Annotated in this window: 10 protein-coding genes and 1 pseudogene; 5 read left to right on the top strand and 6 right to left on the bottom strand. The window is 60.4% G+C overall.

The features are described from left to right. Nucleotides 1-719 precede the first annotated feature (719 nt). From ACHAAJ_RS12375 to ACHAAJ_RS12360, 4 genes are all read left to right on the top strand, one after another. Nucleotides 720-932 (top strand): hypothetical protein, encoded by a 213-nt coding sequence (locus ACHAAJ_RS12375; RefSeq protein WP_435728496.1) that lies wholly within the window; start codon nucleotides 720-722, stop codon nucleotides 930-932. Nucleotides 933-1,085: 153 nt separating this feature from the next. Further along, nucleotides 1,086-1,241, top strand: coding sequence for a hypothetical protein (locus ACHAAJ_RS12370; RefSeq protein ID WP_435728495.1), 156 nt, complete (start codon nucleotides 1,086-1,088; stop codon nucleotides 1,239-1,241). A gap of 362 nt (nucleotides 1,242-1,603) precedes the next feature. After that, nucleotides 1,604-2,161 (top strand): hypothetical protein, encoded by a 558-nt coding sequence (locus ACHAAJ_RS12365; protein ID WP_435728494.1) that lies wholly within the window; start codon nucleotides 1,604-1,606, stop codon nucleotides 2,159-2,161. A gap of 91 nt (nucleotides 2,162-2,252) precedes the next feature. Continuing rightward, complete coding sequence (locus ACHAAJ_RS12360; protein ID WP_435728493.1) at nucleotides 2,253-2,810, top strand: hypothetical protein; 558 nt, start codon at nucleotides 2,253-2,255, stop codon at nucleotides 2,808-2,810. Nucleotides 2,811-3,058: 248 nt separating this feature from the next. On the opposite strand, the gene ACHAAJ_RS12355 is transcribed toward ACHAAJ_RS12360, so the two are convergent. The 4 genes and pseudogenes from ACHAAJ_RS12355 to istA all read right to left on the bottom strand — a co-directional run bounded on the left by ACHAAJ_RS12355 (nucleotide 3,059) and on the right by istA (nucleotide 9,125). Further along, the gene (locus ACHAAJ_RS12355) at nucleotides 3,059-5,368 is read right to left on the bottom strand and encodes an AAA family ATPase (protein ID WP_435728492.1); all 2,310 of its coding nucleotides are present in this window, start codon (nucleotides 5,366-5,368) and stop codon (nucleotides 3,059-3,061) included. A gap of 247 nt (nucleotides 5,369-5,615) precedes the next feature. Further along, nucleotides 5,616-6,212 (bottom strand): recombinase family protein, encoded by a 597-nt coding sequence (locus ACHAAJ_RS12350; RefSeq protein WP_435728491.1) that lies wholly within the window; start codon nucleotides 6,210-6,212, stop codon nucleotides 5,616-5,618. A 595-nt stretch (nucleotides 6,213-6,807) separates the two neighbouring features. Continuing rightward, nucleotides 6,808-7,587 (bottom strand): IS21-like element helper ATPase IstB, encoded by a 780-nt coding sequence (gene istB, locus ACHAAJ_RS12345; protein ID WP_435728490.1) that lies wholly within the window; start codon nucleotides 7,585-7,587, stop codon nucleotides 6,808-6,810. Beyond that, nucleotides 7,584-9,125: pseudogene (istA, locus tag ACHAAJ_RS12340) on the bottom strand (IS21 family transposase). The gene istB and the pseudogene istA overlap by 4 nt, the downstream one beginning before the upstream one ends. A 265-nt stretch (nucleotides 9,126-9,390) precedes the next feature. On the opposite strand from istA, the gene ACHAAJ_RS12335 reads away from it, so the two are divergent. Beyond that, on the top strand, nucleotides 9,391-10,344 hold the full coding sequence (locus ACHAAJ_RS12335) for a hypothetical protein (RefSeq protein WP_435728489.1): 954 nt from the start codon (nucleotides 9,391-9,393) through the stop codon (nucleotides 10,342-10,344). A gap of 60 nt (nucleotides 10,345-10,404) precedes the next feature. Here ACHAAJ_RS12335 and ACHAAJ_RS12330 read toward each other — a convergent pair whose 3' ends face one another. Beyond that, nucleotides 10,405-11,151, bottom strand: coding sequence for a hypothetical protein (locus ACHAAJ_RS12330; RefSeq protein ID WP_435728488.1), 747 nt, complete (start codon nucleotides 11,149-11,151; stop codon nucleotides 10,405-10,407). 552 nt (nucleotides 11,152-11,703) lie between these two features. Next, nucleotides 11,704-16,608, bottom strand: a complete 4,905-nt coding sequence (locus ACHAAJ_RS12325; RefSeq protein ID WP_435728487.1) for a DEAD/DEAH box helicase — start codon at nucleotides 16,606-16,608, stop codon at nucleotides 11,704-11,706. Nucleotides 16,609-16,844 lie beyond the last annotated feature (236 nt).

Genomic DNA, 16,844 nt, shown 5'->3' with positions numbered 1-16,844 from the left:
CTCCACCTCTGAAACGACTAAAACCACTAACTGACTAGTTCACTTACACAAACAGCTTGACAGGCCCTAACAATTCAGCGGCTCGGAGCGGGCTAGCCATCCCAGAGCGGCATGCCGTCGCAACACCCGCACCCCCGATGGCGTCCCCACTACGACCAACGCGACCGGGAGCCCCCTGCGGATCAAGTGTTGGAACCCCGCGACCATCGCAATTAAGGCGTTAGACATTGGCCGGTCCGTCAGATGCAGCACGCAGACCCCACGCTCCTGAAGGACGCCAGGGCCGGTGGCATCCGCTGCGTCGACATCATAGACGGCCCACCCAGCCTCCGTTGCCAACCGGTGGACGGCGACAACGACCTGCCGGGCGGTCGCCGGTGTGGAGCACGACGCGACAGTCAGCAACGCTGGCGCACCGGCGCCATTGGCCAACGACTCGGCGAAATGCCGCGCCCAGTCCTGTAGTGGCGTGCCCGGCTCGCTCTTCATGGCGCCAGCCTAACCCCGTCAATAAATGCCACACGCTCATTTCGCAGTCAACCGGTAGATACCTGCCGGTCTGGGACCGACATGGCCTGATGGAACGCGCCGGCCGGCGGCCGCTTGTCCTCGACTACCGGGTCACCTCGCCACCCGTCCGACGCCGCACGTCCCCGAGCGTCAACTGGAGGAAAGCAGGCCAACCGTCCACTGAGCATCCAAAGGAATGGGAGGTACGCGTGTCCCTGGTGCGAGTTCGTGCCACCACCATGACCGGTTCCACGTACCATCTGGATGCCTGGTTCATACAACTGGTGCGGAAGCTGGCTAATGGCGACTCCAACCGCCCGTCCTCCGTCGTCGAGGTCGCCGGTCTGGCGGAGGGACCCGACCGCAAGAACCTCGTTGCGACGCCCGCCGCGGAAATGGGACCTATGGGCTGCTACACGTGACACGATCCTCGATTAGAATCCCGCCACCAGGCTTCGGCCTGATTCGCCGTGAAGGAGGAAGTTGAAGGCTCCGCGTAGCCGCCCCCGCGCGAACGTAGCCCCACCAGAAACTGGTTAGGGCCTTCTTCGTGCCCCCGGGTCTACCCTAGAGACATGACCGTGAACCCCCCTGACAAACCAGCCGAGCCCGCCGAACCCCATGGTGCGGCGCCGTGCTCCTCCGACGGCCGGGACCAGCGGATGGACACGGCCATCGAGGCGGTCATCGCAGAGAACGCCGGATTGCTGCGGCGACTCGAGAACGCGTGACACCACCGTCGCCGCCAAGCCGGATGATGGAATGAAGCTTTGATGCCGTACAGGTCGGACTGCAGCTCGCGCCCCCTTGCGGGAAAACCATACGCTCCAGTCCAAGGGTCGCGTGGGGCGCCGTACACCGCCAATAGGCTACGAAGCTGCGGTTCAACTGTCCGACCGTCCGTTCCAGGGCGACCTCGTACTCGGCGCAGTCTAGGACCAGCGTCCCGCCATCCCATCGCATCGTTGTAGCAGCCCGGGTTCGGGCGGAGAAAGATCGACGATCGTGTTCGCCGTCGGTGGCTAAAACGACTGACTTCGACCGGCCACATCCCACGGGCAAGGACTGCCCCAAACATCGATATGATGCCCCAATGAAGCACCGGAACGTTCTGACGCTGGAACCTCAGGATCCCGAGTTCGTAGCCATGGAGTTCGCCGATTACTCCCGCAGGAAGAGGGCGGCTGAAAGCCAGCGCCTGGACATCGTTATTGACGGCAAGCCGCTGCGCTATTGGTGGCAGGGCTGGGAACAGCCTGATGCGGATTACAAAGTTCCGGTGCCAGACCTTGTCACGATACTCACTTCGACTTCCCGGCGAGGCGCGATCGACCAGTTGAGCCAGCTTCAAGGCACCGGTATCGGCCAACCGCCGGACAGGGCGGGGCTCTACTACTGTGCAGCCTGCTTCGACATCAGCGACGGCATCTTGTCAGTAGAAATCGGCCGAACCGCAGAGGCCGTTACCTGGCGGGCCCTCGGATGGAAAGACGAGGAACAGGACGGCGGCGCTGATGCCCTCATCCCCAACACAACAGACTTCACGTTCGATCCGGTCGCCTATGATTCCGTGCTCTCCAAGGCCCGCGCGGACCTGAGCCGCGGCCGGCACCATCCTTATCTGCGATTTGGCAAGGCTTTCGGACGATGAGTGACGACCACGAAGTACATCGCTATTTCTCAGCGCTCTTGAGGGAGACTGAGCGGCTTCTCTCGCCCATTATGTCTATGTGGATACCGAAGTGCCCAGGCAGGGAGTATTCACTCTTCTCCTCGGAAGCGAAGCGTCCGAGGTTGTCTGTGAGCTGGGCCGGCCTCTGGCGGCGATGACCCTGATGCGAAGCGAACTGGCCCGAGCAACGGCCGGCCGCCGCGACGTGCCGACGGGCGAACAGGCCCAGCGCGTGGTTGCCGCCGCATCGAAGATCGTCGAGTCGCCCGAAGCCTTCCGACTTCCAAGACAGACGCTCAACGCGGTGGAATGGCTGCACGACCACCTCTCGACCGGGAACCAACGCCCAAGGGAGAAGGACCAGTACTTCGACGGAGTAGACCCGAAACAGATCAATTCACTCGTCCCGGGACAGTTCGCGATCCTTTCGGCCTATTTCGGGGCCAAGGAGGACAACACGCCGGAGTCGCTCATGGACGAGATCCAGCGACGCTGCTCAGAACTCGGCATGACCCACGAGCACTTCGCCGGAACGCACATATGGCAGGGCTTCCTAAATGACCCGGCCCGCCAGCTGGCCTGGTTCATCGAGCAGGAACTCGTCTCATGCGAGGTCTCCGAAGACTGACCCTCCGTCTACGTCCGCATGTCTCGACATGCAACAGTTTTTTTGAGACACCCGACTCACCCAGAGCGCACCAATGCTCTTCGGCGAAGTGGCGGCACTCCCACTGTCTTGCAAAGACGTCTCACCGTAAATCGCCCCAGCCACGCCCGGCGAGGGCTTTTCAAGGCGGTATGGCTGGCTGAGGTAACTGGGATTCACGCGCGTGCACTTCGAGCCACTGGTAGGCATGACTTTCAGACAACGAGTCCTTAGAACGCACCCGCAAGAATCGTCACCTGAGGAAGATCTCTTTCCACGAGCTCAGCGCTGGTCGGCGTCTCACCTGCCATCACTGGGGAGCCCGCCGATTCCCCCATCATCATGAGATAGTGGCCCTTCTGGTTTTGCTCCTCGAAAATCCGCCGGAACACGCGGAGATTAGCCTCCACCGTTGTGGCCGTAGGTGAGTAGTCGATGTCATCAAAGATCGAATGCGAGCCGGCATTGACCCAAGAGAACAACCCGCGACAGATAACTCGGTCGGCGCCGTCAAACTTTTCTATGATCGCGGCGGTGTCCACCCCACCGAGAACCTTAAAGTACGTCTCGAGAATCCTGCGCAGAATGTTCTGAAGACTCCCAGTCGATACCGAAGGTTCTTGCGACGACCGCTTAATCTCTTCCCACAGCGCAGCGTAGGCAGTCTGAATCGGGTTGTCGGCCCCGAGAACAATCTCGCTCGGTTGCCCGTTCCGCTTACGGACAACGCCGTACCGCCAAGTACCATGCTTGTCGCTCTGGGCCTTATACGTGACCTCTTTGTGGAAGTGCGCGTTGTGCGTCAACAGTACAAGTTGGCGAACTCGCCCCTTGCCGTCAGCAATGTCAGCGACTATGCGTCGAACGAGGGTCGACACGACGTACAGCACATCACTATCCAAGCTCGAGATCGGATCGTCGATAACTGCGACAAGATCGTTTAGCTCACCACTCTCCTGAGGTGTGCCCTGCAATGACTGTGCGAAGTACAGGAACGTGATGAACGTCTGCTCGCCCTCGCTGAGCGTGTCGGCAGCAATCTCACCACTCTCGCGAACCAAGGAGTAGCCGTCCTGCACCGCGGTGGACTCCTTCAGGCGGAAGCTGTGGAAACCGACCGAGTCGAGGAGACGGTTAATGGTCTCGATGATCGGCTTGCTGGATGTCACCTGCGTCTGCAGTTCACGGAGACGACTTTCCTTCTTTTCGAGAAGATCCTCCTCCGACTTGATCCTGGCTGACAGCTTCTCCTTGCCCTTGTCCAATCCGGGCATTGCGCCCTCGAAGTGTCCCACTTCCGTCGCAAGTGTTTGACGAGCAAAGCTGGTCCAGCAGCGCTCAAGAAGTGCCTTCTTTTCGGTCGCACGGTTCTGCAAGCGCAGATTGAACGCTCTTATGGAGGTGTTAGCCTCCTCCACGATGGTATTCACCGCATCAATCTCGGCAGCAGGGTACACGACGTCCACGATTGCGGATGGTCCGCTGAGTTTCGTGGCAAGCGTCGACGTCAATTGCTCCATGGCCTGTTCGAGTTGCAGCCGCGCTGCCTGGAAACGCTCGGCGTTGAGGTGATCAGTCGCTCCACCATTGGTGAGAACGTCACTGATATAGGTGCGCCAGCGACCGACCCACGTCTGAATGTGGTGCTGAAACCCCTTCAGTTGCCCAATCTGGTGTGTGTAGCGGATGTCGAAGTAGTCGTTGAGCTGCTTCGCGAGATTTTCTGGAACCGTCTGCTGGCAAAACGGGCACAGGTCGCCGGCATCGCCTAGATAGTGCCGTCCATGCTCCACCCAATCTGCATTCTGAAGCTGCTGAATCAACGGCGCGAGACCCACGTCCCCACTGCCAACAATCGGAATTGCGAGTAATTCGAAACCAGGAATGTCTTCGAGACGGATATGTTGGCCGCCGGAAAGTTCCAGTAGGTGGACTGCGTCTTCTGCCAGCACCGCTTCCGCCTCGGTATCCAACGCATCGAAGTCGTCAACAGCCGAGCCCTTTGTGTCCACAACTTGGAGGAGCCGGGTGAGCAGGTTTTCTTTGCTGTTGTTGAAACCGACGAACATCTCCTGGAGCGTGGACGGGACTTCAGAGCGCTTGCTCCAAGCGGCCTCTCTGAGTGCCTCGCGGACAGCTGCAAGATCTAACTGCTTCTCACTCAGAGAACCGCGGAGATGTTTAAGCTGCTTCCTCACACCGACTATGGACCCCGAGGAACCTGTCAGTTCATCAATCTCGGCCTGGATCTCCCCGCTCGTCTTACCGAGTAGAAACACCCCGGGAAGGTTCGCAGCCTGCTTCAGGGTTTCAGCGACGTAGTCACGGTTGTAGACCTTGATAGTGTGCGTTCCCGTCAAAGGAGCCCATTTGAGCTCGGTGTCGGGGAAGCGCGCCGGGTTTGCGAACGCCCGGCTGATGGTTGTTTTGCCGGATCCATTCGGGCCAAAGATGAAGGTCACTGGAGTCAAGGGACCAACGGTCACCCCCACTTCCAGGCCAAACGCGGGAGCGCCTTTCAGGCGCAGTGACTCAAGCATTCAACGAGCCCCTTACGATCGCGGCACTAATTCTCACAATGCCGCAGGTCTTATATGTTTTCGTCTGATACTCATGGTTCTCAAAGGTCACCGACCAGAGTCGGTCGTGATGAATGTGAATGTTGGTGGGCAAAATAGCTCCTTTTGAAGAAATCTTCCACCAAATTTACGTATGTCGCGGCGCGACTCGCTGGAACCGGCATGGATTGATACAGAGGGGCGTGCCTGGTGCCCCAGTGGCCGCGCGTCATCGGAGACCGCAGTCGAGGCGGCAGTTCACCTCTTGGGCGAGCAGGCCCAAATATCGGTACACGGTGGCTCGGCTGATGCCCAGCAGCTTGCCAATCTCGGGCGGGGTCAACCCGGCCCCCCGGTACTGCCCGGCCTGCCTCACTTTCTCGCTCTCGGGCGTGACGCCGGGCCGGCCGCCCCTGCGGCCGCGCTCGGCGGCCGCGGCCAGTCCGGCGCGGGTGCGTTCGGCCAGTTGGTCGCGCTCGAGCTGGGCGAACGCGAACATGATCGTCAGCATGGCCTTGCCCATCGGTCCGGTGGTCACGATGCCCTCCGTGAGCGATCGGAAGTGGATGCCCCGGGATTCGAGCGAGTCCACGAGCTCGAGCAGGTGGCGCGTGTTGCGACCGAGCCGGTCCAGCTTCCACACCACCAGCTCGTCCCCCGCCCTGGCGTTCTCCAACAGCTGGTCCAGCTGCGGTCGCTTGGCTTGGGTGCCGCTGACCCCGTGGTCCGTGTAGACCTTCAAGCACCCGGCACCGTCGAGCGCCCGGGTCTGCAGGCCCGCGTTCTGTTCGAACGTGCTGACCCGTGCGTATCCCAGACTTGCCACTGTGCCCCGTCTCAAAAATCGATCAATTCCATTTAGTTGAGACAATAGCGAATGAGACAGTGTATTGAGACGCAACGCGCTGATCCGATCGGCAGCAGATCGTGGTCATGACGGGGTTCGACCTTCGCCAATTCGACCCCCTTCGGGCGCGTCTTGGGATGTCTCATCAAACGAACGTTTGTTGAGACATATCTCCAGCGATGCCAATGAGCTACCACTTCTTCAAGATGCCACTTACCTGCCGGCGCGTGGTTCGGGCCGCCGTGGATGAGGCGCGGACGACTTTGTTCAGGTTCAGGCATCCCCTGCACGTGGCGCCTCTGGGCGGTCGCTCCTCTCTGAGTTCGAAGTCTCCACCACCATCGCCATCCGTGAGGTGCTCGAAGCCGCTGAGATCCGGCAGAGCGGATAGCCCTTCTGACACCCAACTTTCCGGACTAATAGCCAGATGGCTAGTAACTGTCAATGGCCAATAGTTTTGTGCCCATGGGCGGCCAGCAGAAATGCCCGCTGGTGGCCATGAAAACTGCCCACTCATGGCCACCAGATCTGCCCACCTGATGTTCGGTGGCGTTGGCCATGTTGGGGTCGGGGTTTAGTTCATTGGCGTGACTCCTTTTCCGGCCAAGGCCTGGCTGAGTCGGATTGAATCTCCTGATGTCTGGCAGACGTGGGCGTGGTGCAGCAGCCGGTCCACGGTTGCCGTTGCCAGGGTTTTAGGCATGAGCTCGTCAAAGCCAGCAGGATGCAAGTTTGAGGACACCGCGATAGACCGTTTCTCATAAGCGGCGTCGACGAGACGGTAGAGTCCCTCCGCCGCGTCAACGCCGACCGGCAAGAGGCCTATGTCATCGACCACCACCAGATCTGCGCGCAGGATCCGGGCGACGACTTTGGTGACGCTGTCATCGGAACGGTGGGCGCGCATGAGAGCGCCGAGGTCCTCGAGGCGGAACCAAGCGACCCGCAGTCCGGCTTCGACGGCCTGCTGCCCGAGGGCTTCGAGGAAGAATGTCTTGCCCGTGCCGGAGGGGCCGCAGATCACGACGTTCTCCTTCCTTCCGATCCATTCCAGCGTCCGCAGCGCCTGCTGCGTCGGCGTGGGGATCGAGGATGCGGCGGGGTCCCAGGTGTCGAAGGTTTTCCCGGTCGGGAAGCCCGCGGCCTTGCGCCTGGCGGCAAGCATGGAGCGGGATCGACCGGCGACTTCCTCGACGAACAGGGCCTTGACGACCTCGGCCGGTTCCCAGCGCTGGGCGCGGGCAGTCGCGATCAGCTCCGGCGCCAAAGCCCGCGCGTGGGGCATCTTCAGCTGCCGCATCAGCGCCTCCAGCTCCGCCGGCAAGGCCGGTGCGGTGACCGGGACCGGACTCATGCGCTTTCCTCCAGAACGGCGGCGGCCTCGGCGGTTGCGGGTGGCTGGCCGATGGCTGCCCACCCTGCGGTGCCTTGGGTGAGGGACTGGGTTTCCCTGGCGGCATGGGTGGTGGTGCGTGAACCCGCGGCGTTCAGGATCGAGGTGAGGTCCTTGTTCGCGAAGCGGCCATGGATGGCCGCGGTTCCCAACGCGTGATCGACTTCGGACTGCCCGGCGATCTTGGCCAGGGCGACGGCTTCGGCCATCTTCACGTTCATCCGTGCCGTCCCGGCGGCTGCGGCCTCGAGCAGCCAGGTCCGGGCGCCGTCCCCGATCGCGAGGAACTCCGCCTCCGCGGCCGTCCGGGCCTTCGCTGTGTAGTCGCCAGGGATCCTGGGCCGGTGGTCCGGGAAGTGGGCGTCGTTGATCGCCGGGCTGCCGGGCCGGGCGCGCGGGTGCCGGGCGACTTCCACCGGGCCCTGGCTGCCGTGGTGGACAACGATGACCTGTTCATCGGGTCCGGCGCCGTGGGATCGGACGAACACCCGCGCGCCGAGCAGATACGCCGGGACGGAGTACTGACCGTTCTCGAAGGTGACCATCGGCGTGTTCTCCGGGACGGACCGGGAGAGGCCGAACGCGACCGTGTGCGCGGTGTCCGGGATGCGGTGCAACCGTGGCGCTTGCTAGGTCAGCATCGCGGCGGGTTTTCGGCGGGTAGCGCGGTGCTCACGGTGGTTGACCTCATCCATGAAGCCCTGACACGCCGCCTCGATCTCGGCGAAGGAAGCGTATTCGGGGCGCAGGTTGGTGTCCTTGGGCACGATGTCGGCCTTGGCGAGTTTCACCGAGGACTCCACGCCGCCCTTGGACGCGGGATCAGCCGGCTGGCAGGTCAGGACCGTCACGCCGTAATGGCGGGCGAACTCGACCGTCTGCTGGTTACGGACAGGGACCCCGGCGACGTGGGAAACGGTGACCGTTTTCTCGTTGTCGGTGAGGACGTAGGTTGGGGCGCCGCCCACGACACGGAACGTGCGGTCCAGCGCCGCGAACACACTCGGCGCCGTCCGGTCCCGCAGGACGATCACGACCCGGAACCGGGACCACGCCAGCCATGCCACGAACAACACGGTCTTCTTGCCCTCGATCACTGGGCCGTCGCCGAAATCGTACTGGATCCACTGACCAGGTTCGGTCACCCAGGGGCGGTGCACCCGGACGTGGCCGAGCCGCCAGGCGGCGCGGACCTGCGCGACTGCCCGGCGGGTCGAGCGTTCCGTGCCCTCGTAACCGAGGGCACGGAGTTTCTCGTGGGCTTTATCGGCTCGGATCTTGCCCTTGGAAGCCTCGATCCATTCCTCGATCTTGGGCAGGAACGCATCGGTGACCCGGCCCCGGTAGGCCGGCTCGGCGATCGGCTGACCGGCGTCCCGGGCAGCGACGTGCCGGGCGACCGTGTGGTGCGAGCAGCCGGTGAGTTCCGCGGCGGCGCGCAACGAACCCGTCAGATCATACGCAGCAAGTATTTCCATGATTTCTCCGTCAAACTTCATTAGGGCCTCTTCCCGGGCGACTTTGGTGCGACTAGACACCGTCATCAAACCCCGGGAAGAGGCTCCCGCCGCTTAAGCAGCAGGGCTACGTCAAAGAAGTGGGCAGATCTCATGGCCACCAACGGGCAGTTTCCATGGCCGTCAGTGGGCAGTTCCGTGGCCGCCTATGGGCAGTTTTTCATGGCCGCTAACAAGTAACCCATAGTGTGTCTGCGCGCGTAGTTAGAGTTGAGGAACCAACCAACCAACAAGTGGGGAAACACCAGTGTCTGACCTTGAAGCGAAGTTGAAGTCGTCGAGGACGCTTCGCCAGTACGATCTGCTCGCTGACGCAGTGCGCATCGCGGATGCACAGCGAAGCGAGAGCGTAATGATGGAGCCTCTGTACGGCTTCGGCCAGGATCGGTGGGGAGTCAACGAGAACGCGATCGACCAGGACATCACTCATCTGATGCAGCTCGATTACTTGTTTTTTGAGCGCTCGGCCGTAGGCATTGGAGACTTTCACCTGAAGCAGGCTGGTCGTGACGCGGCTGAAGAGTTCGAGGCATTGCGACTCAATCCGCGGAAGCGAGCCATGGTGATTCCTGACCTGATGCTTCGGTGGCTTTACGGCGAGTACTTGAATGGCAACGAGTCTCCCGTCATCGATGGCTTCCTCAAATCACCGCACGGAAACTTCTATGGGTCCCCGTTTACTGAAGCCGAGCTGACTCGTGCCAGCTATCGGCTGCTCGAAGACGGGTACATCAGCGGAACTGGCTCCCATGGAGGACCAGTCATCCGCCCGTCGCTCAGGGCCAAGGGGATCAAGGTGGCCGAACAAGACGGATCGGTGTCTGCTCCAGCTGCGTCCGCAGTCGGCAACGTGCACAACTACCACGTCTCGGTCAGCAACTCCCAGGGCATCAACGTGGCGGCAGGTAGTTCTGGCGCGACGCAATCCAACACCCTGACCGCCAATCAGACTGACGAAGCAAAGAAGGTGGCGGAAGCGTTCCGTGCCATGATGCCAATGTTCGGCCTGTCTTCCGATCAAGAGCGGCAAGGTATGGAGGTCCGGGATGAGCTTGAGGGTGAGATCATCCGGCCCGAACCCGATAGCGGCAGAATCAAGAAGCTGGTCGGCAAGGCAGTTGAGGTGGCAGCGCTAGGGACGACCAGCGGAGTGGTCGAGGCCTTCATCGGGTTGACCGAGAAGTTCATGGAAACGATCTGATAAGCCCGAGGTCGGATTGGGTGGCTGCTATACCTCGCGCTCGCCCTCGTCAGATTCGCTCTAAGGGCCATGAGGATTGACACGTCTCCAATCACGGCGTTCTTCTCTCAACGCTTTGCCATCGTCCCTCTTCTCTTGGCGATCCTGCTTTCGTTGATTGCGTGCGTAGGCACGGTTCAACATGACGTTCTTGCAATAGTCATCAACAATCCAGAAAGGGATGGGCAACCCGTTTCGGCGTCGATCGATGGCGATCTCGTGACGACTTTTCCAGCGCTTGACGACGTTCCATATTGGGATTCCAACAGGATGATGTTTACGGGCATAGCGCCAGCGTGCCCATCGCATATCGGCTGCCCACCATCTTGGCGCAATGAGGGCCCGCCGGCCGTGGGTTAGCCACCGGTAGCGCCATTTGGCGCGGATTGCGTACCAAGGAAATTCTTCGACATCCTCCAAAGGATGGGGGACATACCACGGGCGATGCCAAGCGAAGCCCTTTAGGGGGCGGAGTCGGCCATCGACACTGCGGTTCCAGAGCAGGCCACTGGCATCCCTGAAGATCACTTCGGCCCCGAATGCTTTTCCGTTGGTGATAAACATGCGCTGGAGCAGTTCGAACGATCCGGGAAAGACGTTGTTGAGGGATTTCCCTGGCATCAAAGAATGCGCTCTGGTCGTGAAGACGGGTTCTCCGGAACTTGTGGGCCACAAAGTGACTAAGACGTCGTAGATGAACGCGCTGGAATCATTTTGGACGTTAAGGACTGCATTGAACTCCCGTCCGGGGGCCCAGTTTGAGATCATGTCACTCTCGGAGCCGCGGTCGTTCTCCTCGTGGCCGGCGCTTGCGTGCCTCCAGCTCATCCAACCTCGGACACCCGACACTGTCCCGAGCCGTGTCTCGTTTCGAGAAATAACGATAGTGGCGACGGCAGCGATGAGAGCCCCTACGGTGCCAAGCGCAACCACTAGGTCAATTGTCGTCTCCAAGACGCTGGCCGCGGCCGATTTACTCATCATTCAAGATTAACGGGAAGACCACACTCCGACCGCACTGGTGAAGGAAGGCAGTTTCGTTGCTGGCGTGAATTCCAGTGGAGACGCGTTTCGGTCGGCGTCCAAGTCCTCGCACCTCGGGATCAATAACGACCGATTTCTACCGACCGGTTTTGACGTTCGAAGTTCCGCTCGGCCGCTGTACCACATGCCAAATTTGTAACCTGGCCCGTCCCAACAGCGGTGCCGAACGGATTCTGACCCTCTCTCTGGCCACGCCTCATCAAAGGATCCTTCAGATGACTTCCGAACATGGAAATAGACGCCCCTCCGGGACACTCGTTGGTTTGGCCATGACTGCTACTCGGCAACGTTTAGGGCTGGCAGACTCGCGACGACCTTATTGGTCTCAACTGACACTGTGACTATGCGCTTGATGAGGTCGAGGATGTAGCGAGGGTCACCAACTTCTAGGCAATAGCCGTTGGGGTCGTTCGTGATCTGGGATTCCTTATGGACTGTCACCTGGTAGCGGTCCAGTATCCACTCAAGTGCGGACTTGCCGTTGACATGGTAGGTGAGCGCGTCCTCCGGAATCTCTGACAGGGTGACGCGACCGTTGTACATGATCTTGGAGCGGTCCCTGCGTGCACCGAAGGACATTTTGGTCACGCGGTAGTACTCGTACTGCTCCGCCAGCGACGTAGGCTCCGGAGCCGTTCGGCTTTCCTTCAGGTCGAATGGCTCGACAGTCTCGTAGTTGAGATGTAGATCTGCGAGCTTTCGCCCCGCCTTGCTGAATGCCCAAAAGTCCATTGCTTTCGGGATCCGAGGCAGCATCTTCATAAGGTCTGCCTTGTAGGCCTCCCGGTAGGTAGGGCTGTGCAGCACACCGTAGACGTAGTAGAAGATATCTTCCTTGGTCAAGGCCGCATCTTCGTAGAATCCGCGGTAGCTGGCGAGCGTAGCGTCAGTGATGTTGTCTTTGCGCCGGTAGCCGTCAACGACGGCTTCGACGTCCGTGAACAGATCCACTTGGTCTTCGGAGGCGGGTTCGTACGTGTACAGGCTGAACGCCTGTCCAGTGTGGATCAAATGCAAGTTGGGGACTGAATCCACAATCATGGGAGAGAACTGCTTGGAGGCGCCAGGGCTGCTCATGAACAACGCGATGTTAGGTAGGCCCTCGGTCGGAAATATCGCGGGCAGTTGGTAGGTGCGTTCATTCATTGACGAGTGAAAGTACACAGACTGCCGACAAAATGGACGATATAGACCCCGGCGAATCCTGGCTGCGGAAAACTCGTGCTTCAGTCCTCGCTTGAGGTCATCGGCTAGTCCTCCGCCCCAGGCAATCTTTGTGGGGTTAGGGTCTATGGTTCCTCCGGCGTTGCGCTGAGCCTCGTAGTTATCGATCATGCGGCGCATGTTCGAGGCCACGGCATCGCGTGAGAAGTTGTAGCACCAGGCATCGCGGTTTGTTTTCAACCCATTCGAGAAGTTCTCGAACAAGGCAGGGGTGTTTGGTTTGCCTTTGGTCGCTTTGTCGCCGAGGGGTTGATATCTGTCGTAGTTCTCGTCCCGATGGTTTATCCAGTCACCGTGCTCGTTCAGAACGACCGTCTCCCAGTCGGTGCCTTCCAGCGATTGCTCGATCTCAAGGACGTCGAGTTTCTGATCTCGCGTGAGGTAGTCACCTACGTCCCTGTACTGGAGGTCGGCCGGCCCGATGTGTGAGGAGTTCTTGATGAGGATGCAGATGGCTACTTGCGTGCGCGACCCGCTCCCGAAGACTTTACCGCCCTCTCTGCGGGACTGCTCGCCTGACGTCCGCTGGTTTCCCCGAAGGTTGTAGACGAAGATCCGGCTGAACTCACTAACCAAGGTCTTGCGCATACCGTCGGCAGTGTTGCCGTCGATGAAGCCTCCATTGGAAACGAACGCGATGACGCCGTCGTCCTTGATGCGGTTGGACGCCCACCGAATTCCTCGGATGTAGGAGTCGTAGAGGCTGTTCTTGTTGGTTCCGGTGGACAGCTTCGCGTACGTTTCGGCAATCGAAGCGTCCAGGACGGGGTAGGACTGGTTCTGGTTGTTGTCGTTGGCGCTCGTCTGGCCCGAGGAGTAGGGCGGGTTCATTACGATGACACGAATGTCCTGGTTCTTCTGCCGCTGCACACGTTGGGAATTTTCAGGGAACACGACGGATTCGAAAGCGCCGTCTGATTCATTGAGTTGAAAGGTGTCAGTCAGTGCAATGCCGTCGAACGGTGCGTAGCCGTGACCCAGGCCGTGAGTCGCAGATTCCTCGGCGAAGACGGTCTCGATGTTGATGGCTGCAATGTAGTAGCTAAGCAGGACTATCTCGTTGGCGAAGAGTTCCTGGGTGTATTTCCGGTGCAGATCATCCGGCTTGATTAGCCCGGACTGCAGGAGCCTGGTGATGAAGGTGCCGGTGCCAACAAAGGGCTCGAGGATGGAGACTCCCTCGTCCGAGATACTCTTGCCGAATTCCAGCCTCAGGGCGGCGTCTGCGGACCGGAGGATGTAGTCCACGACCGGGACGGGGGTGAAGACGATCCCTAGACGGTCCGCGACCCGGGGGAACGCGTTGCGGAAGAAGTTGTCGTACAACTCCAGAATGATCTTCTGCTTCGCCGCGGCGTTGTCGATGGACTTCACGCGGGCCCGGACGGAGTCATAGAACTTCTCCAGCCCGGCGCGTTCATTCTCGAACGCGGAGTGATTATCGAGCTGGTTCAGGATGTTCTGCATCGACAGCGACACAGGATTGTGTTCGGTGAAGTTGGAGTCCTTGAACATGGCGTCAAAGACCGGTTTGGTCACGAGGTGCTGGGCGAGCATTTCAACCGCCTGCGCCTCGTCGATCTCCGGGTTCAGATTCTCCTGCAGGCCCTGAATGAAGTCGTCGAATGCCTTCCGATGGTCCGGATTTGCCGCCGTCAGCAGTGCGTTGATGAGCGTGATGTGTTTGTTGGCGATGTCCGCAATGCTCTTGGACCAGTCCTCCCAGTACATGCGGTTGCCACACTTGTCCACGATTTTCGCGTAGACCGAGTCCTTCCACTCCTCGGCCGGGAACTGCAGGGGCGGCTGCTCCCACCCAGGTTCATCTGAGCCATTGTCCTCGCCACCCGCGCCCCCTTCACCGCCGGCGTTTCCGCCAACGTTGGTCTTCGCCTTCTTCATTGGGGACAGGTCCACGGTGTCGACCAGGATCGATTCGGGTGCCTTGTGGTTGAGCTCGATCTGGTTGATCGCGGCGTCCATGCGCTCGTCGTGCGCCCGCAGGGCCTGCAGGACCTGCCAGACGACCTTGTAGCGGTTGTTGTCCCGCAGGGCCTCGGAGGTGGACATGCCCTCGGGGATGGCAATGGGGAGGATGATGTAGCCGAACTGCTTGTCTTTGGCGATGCGCATCACCCGGCCCACGGCCTGGATGACGTCGACCATGGAGTTGCGTGGGTTCAGGAAGAGGACCGCGTCCAGGGACGGGACGTCCACCCCCTCGGTGAGGCAGCGGGCATTGGTAAGGATCCGGCAGCTGGGCTGGACGCCCTGGACATCTTCCTTGAGCCAGTCGAGGCGTTCGGCCCGGGTGATGGCGTTGAAGCCGCCGTCCACGTGCTTGACCTCGACCTTCAAGTCGTCGGTGGGATCGTCGTTGTCCAGGTTGGTCAGGTGCACCCGGACCAGATCAGGAAACTCGGCCTCGACGAGCTTGGAGGACTTGATGTCCCGGTTGAACGCCACGGCGCGCTTCATCGGAGCCAGGTCGTTACCGAAGGACGCTTCATGGGCCCCAGAGCGGCGCTTGGCCAAGCCGTTCCAGCAGCCGATGAGCTTGGCGACATCATCTATCTGCAGTTCCATGTTCGAATCCGCCAGCTGGCCCTGGAAGCTGGAGACCACCTGCGTTTCGTCAACGCCAAGAACCAGGACTTTGTAGTCAGTCAGTAGTTTTTTGGTAACGGCCTCACCGAAGCCGATCCGGTAAAACACCGGACCGTACATGGCCTCCTTGTCCATGGAACACAGAATCGCGTCCCGCTCCAGTGCCTTGTTCTTGGTGTCATCGTTGAACAGGCGGGGCGTGGCCGTCATGTACAGCCGCTTGACACCGGCGACGACATCGTTTCGGTGCACCTTTACGAAATGGGACTCCTCAGTGCCGACCAGAGTGACACCGGTTGTGCGGTGCGCCTCGTCGCAGATGATCAGATCGAAGTCCGGCAGACCGGCCTTCTGCGCCTGGGACACAGCGTCGATGGACTGGTAGGTGGAAAACACCACCGTCATACCCTCTTCCAACTCGCGGGTCCCCATCGCCTCCAGCAGGGTGGCTCCGTCCGTGGTGGCCGGGATCTGGAGGTCATGAATGGCCACGTCGGTGAAATCAGAATTCTTTTGCCGGCCGACCTTGGTGTCGGAGCAGACGGCGTAGGCATGCATCGTCATCGTGGTCTCGTCCGACCACTCCTTGAGCGACTGGGACATCAGCGCCAAGGAAGGGACCAAGAAGAGGATCCGGGCGTGGGATCCCCGCTCTGCGAAGCGTTCGGCAATTTTCAGGGCCGTGAAGGTCTTCCCTGTTCCGCAGGCCATGATGAGCTTGCCGCGGTCATTGGTCTGGAATCCATCGAGGGCAGCGTTGACCGCTTCGTGCTGGTGGGTCCGCAGCTGCTTCTTTTCATGAAGCTGGGGGGCCTTGGAGGGATCGGTCAGCTTGTACGTGGCCCAGTCGATGTTGGAGTTGCGGAAATCCGTGAGTCCGATGCGCTGGATGGGCAGATGCTGGTTGTCCAACATCTCCTCCGCGTTCGGGGACCAGCCCCGTCCGGTCGTGTCCACGATAAGGCGGTGGGTGAATGGGGGTTTCCCCGAAGCGGAAATGAACGAGTCAATATCCGACTTCTGGATCCGGTGCCCCTCAGCATAGAACTTGCACTGAATTGCCGTGTACCCGCCGTCCTGGCGTTCGGCCACCAAGTCGATGCCGTTGTCTTTCTTGCCATCACGCTCGGGCCAGTCCCTCCACAACCAGACGTTCCGATATTGCGGAGCCTGAACGCCGTCCTTCTCGAGATACCGTCCCACGAGCTGTTCGAAGTAGTTGCCCTTCATCCGCTCCGAATCCGCAAGGTCACGGTACGAATCAAGGAGTACATCGAACGTAGTTGCCACAGAAAGACCCCCGGAGGTGAGAAGCATGCGAATCCGGCATGGGCCGGTGCCATCGATCATATGATCTTCCAGACTGGACGCGCTTTCCGGACTTGTTCAGGCAAGGCATCGCAAGACACCTGCGGTGCCGGAGGGGCGGGAAGTGGCGCAGGAACCAGATCATGGAGCCCGACCCCGCGAAGGATCCATTGATGGTCGCAGTGAGAGCTTCCACGCTTCGAGTCGCCGATAGACTCGCAGCAACGAGTGACCAATGGGGAACATGAAGGGTTTTGCTACGCCGGTAGCAAGGCATT

It is taken from the genome of Arthrobacter arnarulunnguaqae (genome assembly GCF_051262515.1).
GTDB lineage: Bacteria > Actinomycetota > Actinomycetes > Actinomycetales > Micrococcaceae > Arthrobacter_N.
Note: the sequence above shows the minus strand (reverse complement) of the source record. Positions and strands in the feature narration are given on the sequence as shown.